Origin of the sequence: Methylobacterium sp. 37f (genome assembly GCF_023093475.1) — a bacterium.
GTDB lineage: Bacteria > Pseudomonadota > Alphaproteobacteria > Rhizobiales > Beijerinckiaceae > Methylobacterium.
Window position 1 is genome coordinate 18,459 of record NZ_JAGHKN010000041.1, and the last position, 15,508, is coordinate 33,966.

The window sequence follows — 15,508 nt, forward strand, 5'->3', positions numbered from 1 at the left end:
GGATCGGCCGTGCGGGTTTCGACGCAGGGCGGCCCGGCGACGCGGCGCGGGCCGCCGGCAGGTCCGGTGCGTCGTATGCTTGCGGTGCGTCGTGCGCTGCGTTCAAAAATCCAGGTTCGCGTAATGGTCCGCCGGGGCCATGCCGGGCACCCGGTCCGCCAGCAGCGTGCGGAACGACGGACGCGACTTCACCCGCGCGTACCAGTCCCTCGCCGTCTCGTCCTCGTCCCATGGCACGTCGCCGAGATAATCCACGCAGGAGAGGTGGGCCGCCGCCGCGAGATCCGCATAGGTCAGATGGTCGCCCGCCAGCCATTTCCGGCGGGACATCAGGTAGCCGATATACTTCATGTGGTAGCGCACGTTGGTGCGCGCGGCGCGAATGGCGTTCATGTCCGGCGGGCCGCCGCCATTGGCGCTGTTCATGAAGCGCTTCGAGATCTTCTCGGTGACCAGGTACTCGGTCACCTCGGCGTCGAACTTGACCAGGAACCAGTCGAGCAGGCGCCGGACCTCGACCCGCGCCGCCGTGGTCTCCGGCAGCAGGCGCCGGCCGCTGAGGCCGAGGCCCCGGGTCTCGTCGAGATACTCGGCGATGATGCCCGCCCCCGGGATCGCGAGCCCGGTCTGCTCCACCAGGACCGGCGTGGTCCCGGCCGGATTGATCAGCAGGAAGGCCTCGCGCCGGTCCCACGATCGCTCCTCCATCAGCGTCGGCTCCATGCCCATCTCGGACAGGACCAGGCGGATGAAGCGCGAATGCGGGCAGAAGGAGGAATGGTAAAGCGTCGCCATCGAGGCCGTTTCGAACGGGGGAGGTGTGCCGGGAGACGGAGCGCGTCGAGGCCCTGCGGGATGAGCGGCAAAGAAAGACTTATTGCCCGATCGTTGCCGCCTCATTAACACGCATGTCGCGAACGCGATAACCGTCCGTCAACCTTGATGGATCAGGCAACCTGGATGGATCAGGCAACCTGGATGGATCAAGGTCGAACCCGCAGGACGATTCGCGCGCGTCGAGCGGTCCTGGCCGCCACCGCAGACCGGCCGGGGCTTTCGAACTCAAGTCCGACCGACACATCCCCAACCCGCGAGGCGAACAGATGATGGATGCGATGGGCATCGCGAAAGCGGTCGTGCTCGGCGTGGTCGAGGGGGCGACGGAGTTCATCCCGGTCTCGTCCACCGGGCACCAGCTCCTGGTCGGCCACTTCATCGGCTTCGAATCGCCGAACAACACCTTCGAGGTGCTGATCCAGCTCGGCGCGATCCTGGCCATCCTGGCGGTCTATTTCCGCCGGCTCCTCGGCATCACCCTGGCGCTGCCGAACGACCCGAAGGCGCGCCGCTTCGTCCTCGGCATCCTGCTGGCGTTCCTGCCGGCGGCGATCATCGGCGGCCTGTTCTCGAAATACATCAAGTACTACCTCTTCAATCCCTGGATCGTGTGCGCGACCCTGGTCGCCGGCGGCATCGTGCTCCTCGTCCTCGACGACACCGACCTCGACGTGAAGAAGCGGGACGTCTTCGACTTCACCCTGCCGATGGATTTCAAGATCGGCCTGTTCCAGTGCATCGCGATGATTCCCGGCGTGTCGCGCTCGGGCGCCACCATCGTGGGCGCGATGCTGATGGGCGCCGACAAGCGCTCGGCCACCGAGTTCTCGTTCTACCTCGCGATTCCCACCATGGCGGGGGCCTTCGCCAAGGACCTGCTCGACAATTACAAGAACCTGTCGCGGGACGACACCGGCCTGATCGTCATCGGCTTCATCGTGGCCTTCATCTCGGCCTTCATCGTGGTGCGGACGGTGCTCGACTACGTCTCCTCCCACGGCTTCCGGCTGTTCGCCTGGTGGCGCATCATCGTCGGCTCGCTCGGTTTCGCCGGCCTGATCATTTTCGGATAGGCGATCCGGCGGATCGGCTTCGGATCAGCGATTCCGGGCCCGACGTCAGTCGATCGTCCGGCGGCGAAGGTTTTCGGACGGTCCTCCGAGACCGAACAGGCTGGAACGAGGACGACAAAGCCCGCGTCGAGCGTATTCGGCGCTGGGATATAAAATACAAGACGAGGGGGCGATTGCGTCCGTGCGCGACGCCGTGCAAGGGCTGTCCGGAACCAAGGTCCGGTCGTTCCTGGCCGGCGACCGGTCAGCATCGACCGGCGTAAAAGCACACGCGGAGGCCAGCCCCGATGGAAGACCGTCCCCTCGCCGACCTGTTCCCGCCCGCGACCCGCGAGCGTTGGCTCGGCCTCGTCGACGGGGTCCTGAAGGGCGGCGACTTCGAGAAGCGCCTGGTCTCCAAGACGGCGGACGGCATCCGCATCGAACCGCTCTACGATCCGGCCTCGCCGGTGGCGCAGCCCGCCCGGGCTCCGGGGCCGTGGCGCGTCTCGCAGCGGGTCGACCATCCGGACGGCGCCACCGCCAGCGCCCTCGCGCTCGCCGACCTCGAAGGCGGGTCCGATGCCCTGACCCTGGTCTTTGCCGGCGCACCGGCGGCCCGCGGCTACGGCCTCACCGCCACGACGGCCACCGACCTCGACGCCGCCCTCGGCAACGTGATGCTGCCGCTGATCGCCACCCGCCTCGATGCGGGCGCGCGCGGCCTGGAGGCCGCCCACCTGATCCGCGCTGTCGTGGCGGCGCGCGGCGAGACCCTGAAGGGCCTCGACCTCGACCTCGGCCTCGATCCCATCGGCGTCCTCGCCTCGGGCGGGACCCTGGCGGAAGATTTCGGCACCGGGATCGCCGGCGCGCTCGCGACCTTCGACGCCGAGGGCTTCAGCGGCCGGGCCTGCCTCGCCGATGGCCGGCCCTACCACGAGGCCGGCGCCAGCGAGGCGACGGAACTCGCCGCCGCCATGGCCACGGCGGTCGCCTACCTGCGCGCCCTGGAGGCCAATGGGCATGCGCTCGAACGCGCCCGCGACGCCGTCGCGGTGCTGCTCACGGCGGATGCCGACGAATTCCTGACCATCGCCAAGTTCCGCGCCATGCGCCGGCTCTGGGCCCGGGTGGAAGCGGCCTGCGGCCTCGCGCCGAAGCCCCTGCGCCTGCATGCCGAGACCGCCTGGCGGATGATGAGCCGGCGCGACCCCTTCGTGAACATCCTGCGCACCTCCATGGCCGCCTGCTCGGCCGGCCTCGGCGGTGCCGACGCGATCACCGCCCTGCCCTACACGGCGGCGCTCGGACTCAGCGACGCCTTCGCCCGCCGGGTGGTGCGCAACAGCCAGATCGTGCTGATCGAGGAATCCAACCTCGCCCGCGTCGCCGATCCGGCCGCCGGCGCCGGCAGCTTCGAGACCCTCACGGAGAAGCTGGCCGAGGCGGCCTGGACCGCTTTCCAGGCGATCGAGCGCGAAGGCGGCATCGTGGCGAGCCTCCGGGCCGGCGCGATCCAGGAGAGGATCGCCGCCACCCGGGCCACCCGGGCCAAGAACGTCGCCACCCGCCGCGAAGCGCTGACCGGCGCCAGCGAGTTCCCCTACCTGGCGGAGAAGCCCGTGACGGTGCTGGAGGTCGCCCCCGTGACGGCGCCGCCGGCCGGCGGCTTCGGCACCGGCCCGGCCGTGACCTGCGCCCCCCTGCCCTCCGGGCGCCTCGCCGAGCCCTACGAGGCCCTGCGCGACGCCTCCGACGTGGCCCTCGCGGCGACTGGCCGGCGGCCCTCGGTGTTCCTCGCCAATCTGGGTCCGGTCGCGGTGTTCAACGCGCGCTCGACCTTCGCCGCCAATGCCTTCGCGGCCGGCGGCATCGAGGCGGTGAACCAGGAGGGCTTCACCGATCCGGCGGCCCTGGCCGACGCGTTCCGCGCCTCCGGCGCCCGCATCGCCTGCCTGTGCTCGTCCGACGCGCTCTACGCCACCCATGCGGCGGATGCCGCCCGGGCGCTCAAGGCGGCGGGCGCCGTCACGCTGTACCTCGCCGGCAAGCCGGGCGACCTCGCCGAAGCCCTGACCGCGGCGGGCGTCGACGGATACCTCCAGGCCGGGGGTGACGTCCTGGCCCTGCTGACGGGAGCGCTGGCGCACGCGACGCAGGCCTGATTGCGCAACCGCGACCGCTCTTCGATGGTTTGTGGCCCGTCGAGTCGAACCCAGAACGGAAAGCCATGCGACGCCCAGCCCTTGCCGTCACCCCCCGGTCGATGACCGCTTTGGCGGCGACCTCCCTCGTGCTCCTGAGCGTCTCCGTCGGCAGCGCCGGTGCCGCCACCAAGAAGGTGCAGGTGCCCAACCGCTACGACGGGACCTGGAGCATCGAGGTGGTCACCCTCGACGGCCCCTGCGACCGCGCCTATCGCTACGGCGTGCAGATCCGGCGCGGGGAAGCCAGCTATGCCGGCGGCGAGTTCAACATCCGCGGGCGGGTGGCGCAGAACGGCGCCGTGCGGGCCGTGATCTCCCGCGGCGACGATCACGCCGACGTGATCGGCCGTCTCGGCCGCCAGGGCATGGGCAACGGCACCTGGACCACCACCGGCGTGATCGGCTGCAGCGGCCGCTGGAACGCCGAGCGCCGGGGCTGAGGCGCCTCCGGCCGGCACGCCGGTCCGGGAATCTCTCTGCATCCCCCGGCCGAGCCCCTGTGATGGGCGTGCCACATCGGCACGCCGATCGCGGCCCCGAACGTCGACGGCCCGGTTCTGCCCTTCTCCCGACGAAATCCGTGAGGAATACTCAGTCCCGATCGAGAACGATTTGGCACGGGGCTTCCCTGATGAGAGCTTTGCTGTTCGGCGCGGTGGTGATGACCTTGGGCTGGGGCGCTGCGGCCGAGGCTGCGGGCCGCAATCCGGCCCACCCGCACCGGGTGATGTCGCCCCTTGAGATTGCGGCGACGGACTGCTTCGCCGAGACCGTGCTGGCCAATCCCGCCGCCCTGCGGCATGCCCGGGCCGGACGCTGGTACGAGGCCGCCGGGATCACCGGCTTCCTGTGTCGGCCCGAGGTCGACGCGATGATTCAGGCCCATGACCGCCTGTACGGGCGCGGCACCGGCGCCCGCTACTTCCAGACCGCCTATACCCGCCATCTCGGCCAGCAGCTCGCCGATCGCCTTCAGCCGGTGCTGGAGCGCAAGGCGATGGCCAGCGCCGAGCCGCCCGCCGACAAGGCCGAGGTGGTCGAGGTCGTAGACAAGGCGGCCGAGTAGACCCCGAAGTCGATCTCCACGCAGATCGCGCCGCACGGCAGATCCCGAGGGCGAACCTTAACTTTGCGTCCGGTACGGTTTTTTGCCGAAACATCCCGGGTCGCGAAGGCGCTCCGGGACCTTGCGCTCGCTCCAAGACCGCACGCAGGAACCACCCGCCTTGGCTCCCACCGGGTACGACCTTCTCAGTACCCCGGCGGCCACCGCTCCGTCCGAGCGCCCGCCGGGTGTCGATCTGGCCTCGGCGGCCCTGCGGCTCGCCGGCAAGGTCGCGGATGCGGCGGCCGCGCAGCAGGCGCGCGATGCCGCGATGATCGCCGAACTCCGGCGCGACCTCGCGGCGCAGACCGCCCTGGTGCGGCAACAGGCCGAAACCCTCGCCGACCAGGAGCACGTGTTCGAGCGCGCCTCGGCGGCGGCCGGGATCGGCCTGTGGCAATGCCGCCTGCCCTGCGAGACCCTGCGCTGGAGCGCGGGCGTCTACGACCTGTTCGAGATGCCGCACGGATCGGCGGTGAGCCGGCAGGCGACCCTGGCCTGCTACACCGAGGAGGCGCGCCGGACCCTGGTGGCGATGCGCGCGGAGGCCATCGCCCGGCGCACGTCCTTCACCCTCGAATCCGAGATCGTCACCCTCCGGGGCAGCCGCCGGGCGATCCGGATCTCCGCCAGCGTGGAGGTCCGGGCGGGCCAGCCGGTCCGGCTCTTCGGGTTCAAGCAGGACATCACGGACGCCAAGCGGCACGCCGACCGGATGCGCTACCAGGCCGAGTTCGACCGGATGACCGGGCTGTCCAACCGCAGCGTGTTCGACGCCCGGCTGGCGGAGATGCCGGAGACCGGCGCCCTGCTGCTGATCGACCTCGACGGCTTCAAGGCGATCAACGACGCCCACGGGCACGCGGTCGGGGATGCCTGCCTGGCCGAAGCGGCGCGGCGCCTGCGCGACGCCTGCCGGCCGATCGACCTGGTGGCGCGCATCGGCGGCGACGAGTTCGCCGTCCTGATCGGCCACGATGCCGACGGGGCCGTCGGCGAGGCCATCGGTCAGCGCATCGTGCGGGCCATGCGGGTGCCGTTCGTCCATGGCAGCGTGAGTCTGCACTTCGGCGCCTCCGTGGGGGTCGCGCGCGCCGCGCAGGCGAACCCGGTGGACCTGTTCACCCGGGCGGACGCCGCCCTCTACGCCGCCAAGGCGGCCGGACGCGGCACCGTGCGGATGGCGCCTCCGTAATCAGCGCCACCCGGGATGGTGAAAATTCACTCGCGGTCTGGCGTCACTTTGCGCTGCGCAACCCCCGGCCGGACAGGGTCCCTCAAGCCCGGCCTCCCTATCCTGGCGCGACGGGCGCCGCGCGTCCGCCCTGCCCTCCTTCGCCGAGGCCCCGCGTGCGCCGGACGACCTTGAAGACCCTGACGTCCTGGTTCACCCCCTCCCGGCGCGAGCCCGTGCCCAGATCCGCGCCGCACGATCTCGCCGCGATTCTCGCCTTCCTCGACGCCGTGGCGCGGGCCTGCAGCACGGCGCCGACCCCCGAGGCCGCCACCCGCGACTGCCTCGGGATCGTGGCCGACTTCACCGGCTGGCCGATCGGGCACGCCTATCGCCGCCGCGACCCGGACGGGGCGATGCTGTCGATGCGGACCTGGTCCTTCGCGGCGGGCGACGGCGGGACGGACGCGGCGGACTTCGTGGCGATCTCCGAGCGGGCGGTGTTCGCCCCCGGCCAGGGCCTCGTCGGCCGGGTGGCGGCCGGCGGCGCGCCGGTCTCCTGCGCCGACGTGACGGCTCTGGCGGGCTTCGTCCGGGCCGGGACCGCCCGCCGGAACGGGGTGCGGGGCTGCTTCATGTTCCCGGTCCGCGTCGAGGAGCGGGTCGAGATCGTGCTGGAATTCTTTTCGCGCGAGGCCGCCGAACTGAACGACGACCTTCTGGCGCTGATGGCCTATGTGGGCGACCGCCTCGCGCTGGCGCTGACCGAGCACGCCCGGCGCGACCGGGCGCACGCCCTGACGGTGACCCTCGACGGCATCGCCCGCCAGCTCGCCGAGACCACGGTGGCGGTGGAGGACGGAGCCCGGACGGTGCTGGGCGTCGCCGGCCACGTGGACGAGCGGCGCCTGGAGGTCGACCGCACCTCGGCGGAGGCCTCGCGGGAGATCGAGGCCGTGACCCGGGCGGCGCAGGACCTCGTCGCGCTCTCGCGCGAGGCCTCGGCCCACGCGGCGCAGGTGGGGACGGTGGCGGGCGGATCGGCCCAGGCCCTGGAGGCGGCGGTGGCGGTGTTCACCGACCTGCAGCACCGGATCGCCGGCGTCGGCCAGATCAGCGCGCTGATCTCCGCCATCGCGGGCCAGACCAACCTGCTGGCGCTCAACGCCACCATCGAGGCGGCCCGCGCCGGCGAGGCCGGACGGGGCTTCGCCGTGGTGGCGACGGAGGTGAAGGCGCTTTCGAGCCGCGTCGCCGAGGCCACCGCCGAGATCGGCGCCCAGGTCGACCAGCTCCGGCAGGTCGCCGCCCGGTCGACCGCCTCGCTGTCGCAGGTCCAGTCAGAGATCGAGACCGTCCAGCGCAAGGCCAGCGACATCGGCACCGTCAGCGCCGCGCATCAGGTCGCCGCCGGCGCGATCGCGGACGGGATCGGCCGCGCCCGTGCCACCATCGGGCAGACGACCGACCATCTCGACGCCCTGAGGGCGACCACCGCCGATGCGCTCTCGTCCTCGCGGGCGCTGGAGGCCACCTCGGTGCGCCTGCGTGACCAGGGCCGGGACCTCGGCCAGGCGACGCGTCACTTGACGGGCCAGGGGGCCTGAGGCCTGCGACGCCGATCCGCCGGGCCTCAGCCCGGATCGGCCTGGGTGTCCGACGCAGCGCGCTTGGCGCGGCGCAGGAAGGGGAGCCCGGTGGAGGGCCGGCCGCGGGTAGCCTCGTGCATCTTGGCGATCCGGATGAAGCGGCCATAGGCCAGCACGCTCGCCATCACAAAACCGTCGAGGCCGGCGAGGAAGAACCGGCGCAGGATATAGAATTTCAGGAAGTTGAGGGGGTATTCGAACACCAGGCGCAGGCCGGTCTCGAAGCGCGATCCGATCGGCTGGGTGTCGGCGGCGAGCTGCCCGACATAGTTCGACTTGGCGATGGCGTGATTCCAATCGCGGAAGGTGTGGTGCCAGACCACGGACCGGATCGTCACCGGCTTCTCGGCCGTGGTGATCGCGAGCTTGTCCCAGTTCGGGTTGTCGGTGGTGCGGGCCACGCGCCGGTCGTAGAGATAGATGTTCTCGGTGCAGAACGCCCAGGGCGACGGCCGCGCGTGATGCGGCAGCACCATCGCCTTGCGGACGATCATCAGGGACGGGATCTGGGGAGCCGCAAAGATCCCCCGGATCTCCCGGACGATCTCCGGGGTCAGGATCTCGTCGGCGTCGACGCTGAAGACGTGGTCGTGGCGGCAGAGGTCCTCGCCGAAGCGCCGCTGCGGCCCGAATCCCGGCCAGGGATTGACCACCACCCGGGCGCCGAGGGACTCGGCGATCGCCACCGTGGCATCGGTCGAGCCGGCGTCGATCACCAGGATCTCGGCTCCCAGGGGCAGGACCGAGCGGAGGCAGGCCGCGATGCGGTCAGCCTCGTTCAGCGTCCGGATCAGGACGGTGAGCGGGATGGGGGCGGCGTTCGGCTCCACCTCCGGGGCCCGGCTCAATCGTCCATCTTCAGGGCGGCGATGAACGCCTCCTGCGGGATTTCGACCTTGCCGAACTGGCGCATCTTCTTCTTGCCCTCCTTCTGCTTGTCGAGGAGCTTGCGCTTGCGCGAGATGTCGCCGCCGTAGCACTTGGCGGTCACGTCCTTGGACAGGGCCTTGATGGTCTCGCGGGCGATGATCTTGCCGCCGAGCGCCGCCTGGACCGGGATCTGGAACAGGTGGCGCGGGATCAGGTCCTTCAGCTTCTCGCACATGGCCCGGCCGCGATGCTCGGCGCGGGTGCGGTGGACCAGCATCGACAGGGCGTCGACCGGCTCGGCATTGACCAGGATCGACATCTTCACGAGGTCGCCCTCGCGATAATCCGAGATGTGGTAGTCGAACGAGGCATAGCCCTTGGAGATCGACTTCAAGCGATCGTAGAAATCGAACACCACCTCGTTGAGCGGCAGGTCGTAGACGACCATGGCACGCTTGCCGACGTAGTTGAGGTCGACCTGTGTCCCGCGCCGGTCCTGGCACAGCTTGAGCACGCCGCCGAGATACTCGTCGGGAGTGAGGATGGTGGCGCGGATCCACGGCTCCTCGATGGCGGTGATCTTCATCACGTCCGGCATGTCGGCCGGGTTGTGCAGCTCCTTGATGGTGCCGTCCGTCATCTGCAGGCGGTAGACCACGGAGGGTGCCGTGGAGATCAGGTCGAGGTTGAACTCGCGCTCCAGGCGTTCCTGGATGATCTCGAGGTGAAGCAGCCCGAGGAAGCCGCAGCGGAAGCCGAAGCCGAGGGCCGCCGAGGTTTCCATTTCATACGAGAACGACGCGTCGTTGAGCCGGAGCTTGCTCATGGCGCTACGCAGGGTCTCGAACTCGGCGGCATCGACGGGGAAGAGCCCGCAGAACACCACCGACTGCACGTCCTTGAAGCCTGCCAGCATCTCCTTGCAGGGGCGCTTGTCCTCGGTGAGCGTATCGCCCACGCGGGTGTCGGCCACCTCCTTGATCGAGCCGGTGAAGAAGCCGACCTCGCCCGGGCCAAGCTCGGCGATATCGGCCATCTTCGGGCGGAACACGCCGATCTTGTCGACGCCGTGGACCGCGTCGGCCCGCATCATGCGGATGTTCATGCCCTTCTTGAGCACGCCGTCGACGATGCGCACCAGCACGACGACGCCGAGATAGACGTCGTACCAGGAATCGACCAGCAGGGCCTTGAGGGGTGCGTCGCGGTCGCCCTTGGGCGGCGGCAGGCGGGTGACGATGGCCTCCAGCACCGCCTCGATGTTGAGGCCACTCTTCGCCGAGATCGCCACGGCCTCGGAGGCGTCGATGCCGATCACCTCCTCGATCTGGGCGCGGATGCGCTCCGGCTCGGCCGCCGGCAGGTCGATCTTGTTGAGGACGGGCACGATCTCGTGGTTGGCGTCGAGCGCCTGGTAGACGTTGGCCAGCGTCTGCGCCTCGACGCCCTGCGAGGCATCGACCACCAGGAGCGAACCTTCGCAGGCGGCGAGACTCCGCGAGACTTCGTAGGCGAAGTCGACGTGGCCGGGGGTGTCCATCAGGTTGAGGATGTAGTCCTTGCCGTCCTCGGCCTTGTATTCGAGCCGCACCGTCTGGGCCTTGATGGTGATGCCGCGCTCCTTCTCGATATCCATCGAGTCGAGCATCTGCTCGCTCATGTCGCGCAGCGCCACGGTGCCGGTGGTCTGGATCAGCCGGTCGGCCAGCGTCGACTTGCCGTGATCGATATGCGCGACGATCGAGAAATTGCGGATGTTGTCGATGGGCGTCGTTGTCATCGAGGATGCGATCTCCGGCGCGCGCGGCCCGCCGTCCAAGGGACGGACCCGGCGCACGGTTTCTTGGAATGGGAAACAGGTCGCCCGCAGATAGCAGCGCCCGCCCCGTGCGCCAAGCGCAGGACCCCACGCGCAGGACCCCACGCGCAGGCCCCCGAGCGCAGGACCCCGAGCGCAGGACCCCGAGCCCATGGTCCAGGCGTATCGCCCAAACCCTACGGTCCCACCCCTGCGGCGAGTGCGCCGCCTGCGCCGGACCCGGCCGGGGAGCCGGGTCAGCGGCGGGCTTGCGGCGGCCTGCGATTTCCGGCTGATTCCCACCGCCCGCCGATTCGCCGCAGCGGCCGCATCCCCGGAGCCGAGACGTCAGCCATGAACCCCCTGGAGGAATCCGGTCCGATGCCGGACCTGGGCCACGTCCTCCTGGTGGAAGACGATGACGGCCTGCGCATCCTGGTGACCCGGGCGCTGCGGGACAGCGGCTACCGTGTCACGGGATGCCGCAGCGGCGCCGAGATGTGGCGGCTCCTGCCCCAGGGCGGGGTCGACCTGATCCTCCTCGACGTCATGCTGCCCGGTGCGTCGGGCATCGACCTGCTGCGCGCGCTGCGCGTCCGCTCCACGGTGCCGGTCATCATGGTCAGCGCGCGCGGCGAGGAGGCGGACCGGGTGCTGGGCCTGGAACTCGGGGCCGACGATTACATCGCCAAGCCGTTCGGGCGCCCGGAGCTGCTAGCCCGCGTCCGGGCGGTGCTGCGTCGCTCCGTCCTGGCGCCGGCGACCTCCCCGGGCAGCGGCGAGGCCCTGGCCTTCGCGGGCTGGCGCCTCGACCTGCGCAGCCGGGCGCTGGTCGACCCGGGCGGCGCCGGCGTCGACCTGTCCGGCGCGGAATACGACCTCCTCCTGGTGTTCCTCGACCATCCCGGGCGGGTGCTCGGCCGCGAGCAGATCCTCGAACTGTCGCGCGCGCGCCTGGGATCGCCGTCCGACCGCAGCGTCGACACCCTCGTCAGCCGCCTGCGGCGCAAGCTCGACCCGCCCGAGGGCGAGCCGCCGGTGATCAAGACGGTGCGCGGGTCGGGCTACATGCTGGCCGCGAAGGTCGAGCGCCGGTGAGACGAGTCTTCGCCCTGGCGCGCAGCCTCGAGGCCCGGACACTCGTCGTCCTGCTGGCCGCCATCCTGGCCGTCCATGGCGGAGCCCTGCTGCTCTATCGCCAATCGGCGGCCGCGGCCGCCGACGAGGCCTTCGCGGCCCAGGTCGCGACACAGCTCGCCCTGGCCCGCGACGCGGTGATGCGGCGCCCGCCGGCGGAGCGGAACGCCGAGGCCAAGGCGCTGTCCAATCCGCATTTCGAGGTCGCCTGGACGGAGACCCCCGCTCCGGCCCGGCCCCGCAGCGACCCGGCCCTGGCCCCCCTGCACCGGCGCCTGACCGCCCTCGATTCCAGCCTCGGCACCGGCCTCTCCCTGGCGATGGAGGGCGACACGGACCCACTCCACCGGCTCGATCTCGGCGGGACGCTGGCGCTCGCGGACGGCAGCCAGCTCGCCTTCCACTCGGCCCACGCCTCGGGCATGGCCCTGCGCAATCCCTGGGCCATGCTGGCGACCGCGATGGCGATCCTGGTCGGCCTCGCCGCCGTGTTCCTGACCAGCCGGATCGCCCGGCCGCTGCGCGCGCTCGGCCACATCACCGGGCTGATCGGCCATGCCGTCGGCCAGGGCCGGATGGTGCCGGTGCCCGAGGTCGGCCCCGACGAGACCCGCGCGATCGCCCGCGCCCTCAACGGCATGCAGGTGCGGATCCGGGACCTCGTCACCGAGCGGACCCAGGCGCTCGCCGCCGTGTCCCACGATCTGCGGACGCCGATCGCGCGCCTGCGCCTGCGCCTGGACGGCGTCACCGACGCGGCGCAGCGCCACGCGATGGCATCCGACCTCGACGACATGCAGGCCATGATCGACTCGACGCTGGCCTACCTGCGCGGCGATGCCGATCCGGAGGTCCGGCGGGTCACCAACGTCGCCAGCCTGCTGATGAGCATCGCCGATGCCGGGCAGGATGCCGGACATGCGGTCGTCTACGACGGACCCGGCCGGGCGCTCGCCGCCATCCGGCCGGTGGCGCTCCGGCGCGCCCTCGACAACGTGGTCGACAACGCCGTCCGGTACGGGGAACGGGCCCGGATCGGCCTGACCATCGCGGACGCGACCCTGGAGCTGCAGGTCGACGACGACGGCCCCGGCCTTCCCGCCGACGCGGTCGAGCGGGCCTTCGCACCGTTCACCCGCCTGGAAACCTCGCGCAACCGCAACACCGGGGGGACCGGCCTCGGCCTGACCATCGCGCGCCGGGTGATCGAGGCGGAGGGCGGCCGCATCGGCCTGGAGACCCGGCCCGGCGGCGGCCTGCGGGTACGGATCACCCTGCCGCGCCCGACCGGCTGAGGCGGCCGCGACCCGCGACGAGGGGTCCGGCGCCCTGCGCCACACTTCGTCACTGACCCGGCATCGGGGAGCCAAACGCCTCGGCTAAATCAGATCTCGACGCAGCCGACGGGGCTGCGAGACTTGAGGACGAGACCATGTCGCGCATCACCATCACGCTTCTGTCCCTGGCCCTGATGACCGCCCTGTCGGGACAGGCCTCCGCCACGGAGGGCAGCGGAAACTCCGACAACCCGTCGCAAGCCGTCCCGAACACCGGCGGCGTCTCGGGCGGCCCGAACCACCACACCAACCGCGGCATGCCCGAGCGCGTCGAAAAGACCGAGAGCACCAAGCCGGTGCACGCGGCCAAGGACGGCCACACGCACGACCACAGCAAGACGCATCCGCACGACAAGAAGTAAGGGCGCGACGGAGCGGCCGGGGCGAACGTCGATCCGGACGTTCGCCCCGGCGCGTTCGTGTCGGCGAATCGATCCGCGCCCGGGCCTAATCGGTCGGGGCGGCTTCCCCGGCCCGTGCCCGGGCCGCCATCGCCACCAGGGCCTTGCGCAGGGCGCCCATCTCGCGGACCGGCTCGGGGTAGAGCACCCGCGCGGTCCGGTCGCCGGTGAGGAGATCCAGGCCCTCCGGGTCGAGGCCGGTGAGCCGCCACGGCCCAGGTTCGGCGCCGGCTCCCTGGGCGTAGAGCGCGAGGGCGTCGGCGTGGTCGGCGTTCATGTGCTCGACGGCGCCGGCCTCGCCCGCCACCAGCCCCTCCGCGCCGGTGAGATCCAGGCGCAATTCCGCAGGCGTCAGCACGGCGGCCTTGGCGAAACCGCCGTTGAGATGCCCGGCCGTGGGCTCCAGGGCGAAGAACCCGAAATCCGGGAAATCGGCATAGAGCTTGGATTTCGGATGCCGGGCCACGAATCGGGCGCGGGCGCGCGGCTCGGCCGTCTGCGTCACGCGCCCGGTCACGGTCAGGCGCGGATGGGCCAGCGGGTCGCCCTTGCCGCCGGCGCTGAACAGCAGCGAGGCGCGGGAATCCGCCAGCAGGTTGCGGGTGTGGGCCGAGAGCCGCGACAGCAGCATCAGGGGCGTGCCGTCGACGTCGGTGGCGAGGGTCACCAGCGAGACGAAGGGCGTGCCGTCCTCCGGGTCGAGGGTGGCGAGCGCGCCGGAGCGGATGCTGCGCAGGAGGTGCCGCGCCAGTCCGATCGCGTCGAACGGGGCCTCGGCCGCCGGAAGCGGAGCCGCCTGCCGGCGCGGCGCGGACCCGGCGTTGTTGTCAGCCTCGGCCATCGATGATCCCCCGAATTCGTGATCGCGCCGCGGCGCTCAGGCCGCGTTCAGCCGGCGGATCATAGCGGTTGCAATCCGCTCCGCACGAGAGCGCAGACATGCGGCCCAATGGCCTCAGTCAAGCACCAAACGGACAAACAACCGAGATCGCTCGCTTTTATCGCCCGTTGCCATTACACAGCCTGACTCTCCGCGCGAACGCGGCCCGCCTCCCCGGCACGGTCGCCACCGCGTTTTTGCCGATCCTTGCCCGCCGTCCACGACGGCGAATCAGGGTGGGATGCGGAGGGGCGGGCGCCGTCAGACGTCCGCCAAGCCGCATCCGAGCAACAGGACACGCGCATGCCGACCATCGCCCTCGTGGACGACGACCGAAACATCCTCACCTCCGTCTCGATCGCGCTCGAGACCGAGGGGTACCGCATCCAGACCTATACCGACGGCGCCTCGGCGCTCGACGGGCTGAAGCATTCCCCGCCCGATCTCGCGATCTTCGACATCAAGATGCCGCGCATGGACGGAATGGAACTTCTCAGGCGTCTGCGGCAGAAATCCGACCTTCCGGTGATCTTTCTGACCTCGAAGGACGAGGAGATCGACGAATTGTTCGGCCTCAAGATGGGCGCCGACGACTTCATCCATAAGCCGTTCTCGCAGCGGCTCCTGGTCGAGCGCGTGAAGGCGGTGCTGCGCCGCTTCGCCCCGAAGGACGGCCCGGGCGCCGCCGCCCGCGAGGCCGATGCCGCCGCCCGCTCCCTGGAGCGCGGCCTGCTGATGATGGATCCCGAGCGCCACACCTGCACCTGGAAGGGCGAGCCCGTGACCCTGACGGTGACGGAATTCCTGATCCTTCAGGCGCTGGCCCACCGCCCCGGCGTCGTGAAGAGCCGCAACGCCCTGATGGACGCCGCCTACGACGACCAGGTCTACGTCGACGACCGCACCATCGACAGCCACATCAAGCGCCTGCGCAAGAAGTTCAAGGTGACCGACACCAACTTCGACATGATCGAGACGCTCTACGGCGTCGGCTACCGCTTCAAGGAAAGCTGAGGTCCGGCCCCGGCCGGCCCCCTCCCGGTTTCCCGCATAGCCCG

At 70.8% G+C, this 15,508-nt stretch carries 14 protein-coding genes; 10 read left to right on the top strand and 4 right to left on the bottom strand.

What is annotated here, in order from left to right:
- Positions 1 to 102: 102 nt before the first annotated feature.
- Positions 103 to 795, bottom strand: a complete 693-nt coding sequence (locus J7U37_RS20820) for a glutathione S-transferase family protein (RefSeq protein ID WP_056179414.1) — start codon at positions 793 to 795, stop codon at positions 103 to 105.
- A 311-nt stretch (positions 796 to 1,106) separates the two neighbouring features.
- Here J7U37_RS20820 and J7U37_RS20825 point away from each other — a divergent pair, with 311 nt between their 5' ends.
- The 6 genes from J7U37_RS20825 to J7U37_RS20850 all read left to right on the top strand — a co-directional run bounded on the left by J7U37_RS20825 (position 1,107) and on the right by J7U37_RS20850 (position 7,985).
- A complete protein-coding gene (locus J7U37_RS20825; RefSeq protein WP_056179411.1) occupies positions 1,107 to 1,910 on the top strand; it encodes an undecaprenyl-diphosphate phosphatase in 804 nt (267 codons plus the stop codon).
- A gap of 287 nt (positions 1,911 to 2,197) precedes the next feature.
- Complete coding sequence (locus J7U37_RS20830; RefSeq protein WP_247636949.1) at positions 2,198 to 4,057, top strand: methylmalonyl-CoA mutase subunit beta; 1,860 nt, start codon at positions 2,198 to 2,200, stop codon at positions 4,055 to 4,057.
- A 101-nt stretch (positions 4,058 to 4,158) separates the two neighbouring features.
- Positions 4,159 to 4,539, top strand: coding sequence for a hypothetical protein (locus J7U37_RS20835; RefSeq protein WP_156633774.1), 381 nt, complete (start codon positions 4,159 to 4,161; stop codon positions 4,537 to 4,539).
- Positions 4,540 to 4,730: 191 nt separating this feature from the next.
- Positions 4,731 to 5,165, top strand: coding sequence for a hypothetical protein (locus J7U37_RS20840; protein ID WP_247636950.1), 435 nt, complete (start codon positions 4,731 to 4,733; stop codon positions 5,163 to 5,165).
- Positions 5,166 to 5,325: 160 nt separating this feature from the next.
- Positions 5,326 to 6,399, top strand: a complete 1,074-nt coding sequence (locus tag J7U37_RS20845) for a GGDEF domain-containing protein (protein ID WP_247636951.1) — start codon at positions 5,326 to 5,328, stop codon at positions 6,397 to 6,399.
- Between the two features lie 155 nt (positions 6,400 to 6,554).
- The gene (locus tag J7U37_RS20850; protein WP_348773011.1) at positions 6,555 to 7,985 is read left to right on the top strand and encodes a methyl-accepting chemotaxis protein; all 1,431 of its coding nucleotides are present in this window, start codon (positions 6,555 to 6,557) and stop codon (positions 7,983 to 7,985) included.
- Between the two features lie 26 nt (positions 7,986 to 8,011).
- Here the strand turns inward: J7U37_RS20850 and J7U37_RS20855 are convergent, their stop codons facing one another.
- Both J7U37_RS20855 and lepA read right to left on the bottom strand, forming a co-directional pair.
- Positions 8,012 to 8,875, bottom strand: a complete 864-nt coding sequence (locus tag J7U37_RS20855) for a glycosyltransferase family 2 protein (protein ID WP_082503933.1) — start codon at positions 8,873 to 8,875, stop codon at positions 8,012 to 8,014.
- Positions 8,872 to 10,677, bottom strand: a complete 1,806-nt coding sequence (lepA, locus tag J7U37_RS20860) for a translation elongation factor 4 (protein WP_056180052.1) — start codon at positions 10,675 to 10,677, stop codon at positions 8,872 to 8,874. The genes J7U37_RS20855 and lepA overlap by 4 nt, the downstream gene beginning before the upstream one ends.
- Before the next feature lie 372 nt (positions 10,678 to 11,049).
- Between lepA and J7U37_RS20865 the strand changes: the two genes are divergently transcribed.
- From J7U37_RS20865 to J7U37_RS20875, 3 genes are all read left to right on the top strand, one after another.
- The gene (locus J7U37_RS20865) at positions 11,050 to 11,793 is read left to right on the top strand and encodes a response regulator transcription factor (protein WP_247636952.1); all 744 of its coding nucleotides are present in this window, start codon (positions 11,050 to 11,052) and stop codon (positions 11,791 to 11,793) included.
- Positions 11,790 to 13,127, top strand: coding sequence for an ATP-binding protein (locus tag J7U37_RS20870; RefSeq protein ID WP_247636953.1), 1,338 nt, complete (start codon positions 11,790 to 11,792; stop codon positions 13,125 to 13,127). Before J7U37_RS20865 ends, J7U37_RS20870 begins: the two co-directional genes overlap by 4 nt.
- Before the next feature lie 137 nt (positions 13,128 to 13,264).
- The gene (locus J7U37_RS20875; protein ID WP_247636954.1) at positions 13,265 to 13,531 is read left to right on the top strand and encodes a hypothetical protein; all 267 of its coding nucleotides are present in this window, start codon (positions 13,265 to 13,267) and stop codon (positions 13,529 to 13,531) included.
- 85 nt (positions 13,532 to 13,616) lie between these two features.
- Here J7U37_RS20875 and J7U37_RS20880 read toward each other — a convergent pair whose 3' ends face one another.
- Positions 13,617 to 14,411 carry a DUF2470 domain-containing protein gene (locus tag J7U37_RS20880; protein ID WP_247636955.1) on the bottom strand — a complete coding sequence of 265 codons (795 nt, stop codon included), beginning with the start codon at positions 14,409 to 14,411 and terminating at the stop codon, positions 13,617 to 13,619.
- Between the two features lie 342 nt (positions 14,412 to 14,753).
- On the opposite strand from J7U37_RS20880, the gene J7U37_RS20885 reads away from it, so the two are divergent.
- Positions 14,754 to 15,464 (top strand): response regulator transcription factor, encoded by a 711-nt coding sequence (locus J7U37_RS20885; RefSeq protein WP_056179384.1) that lies wholly within the window; start codon positions 14,754 to 14,756, stop codon positions 15,462 to 15,464.
- Positions 15,465 to 15,508: the final 44 nt, after the last annotated feature.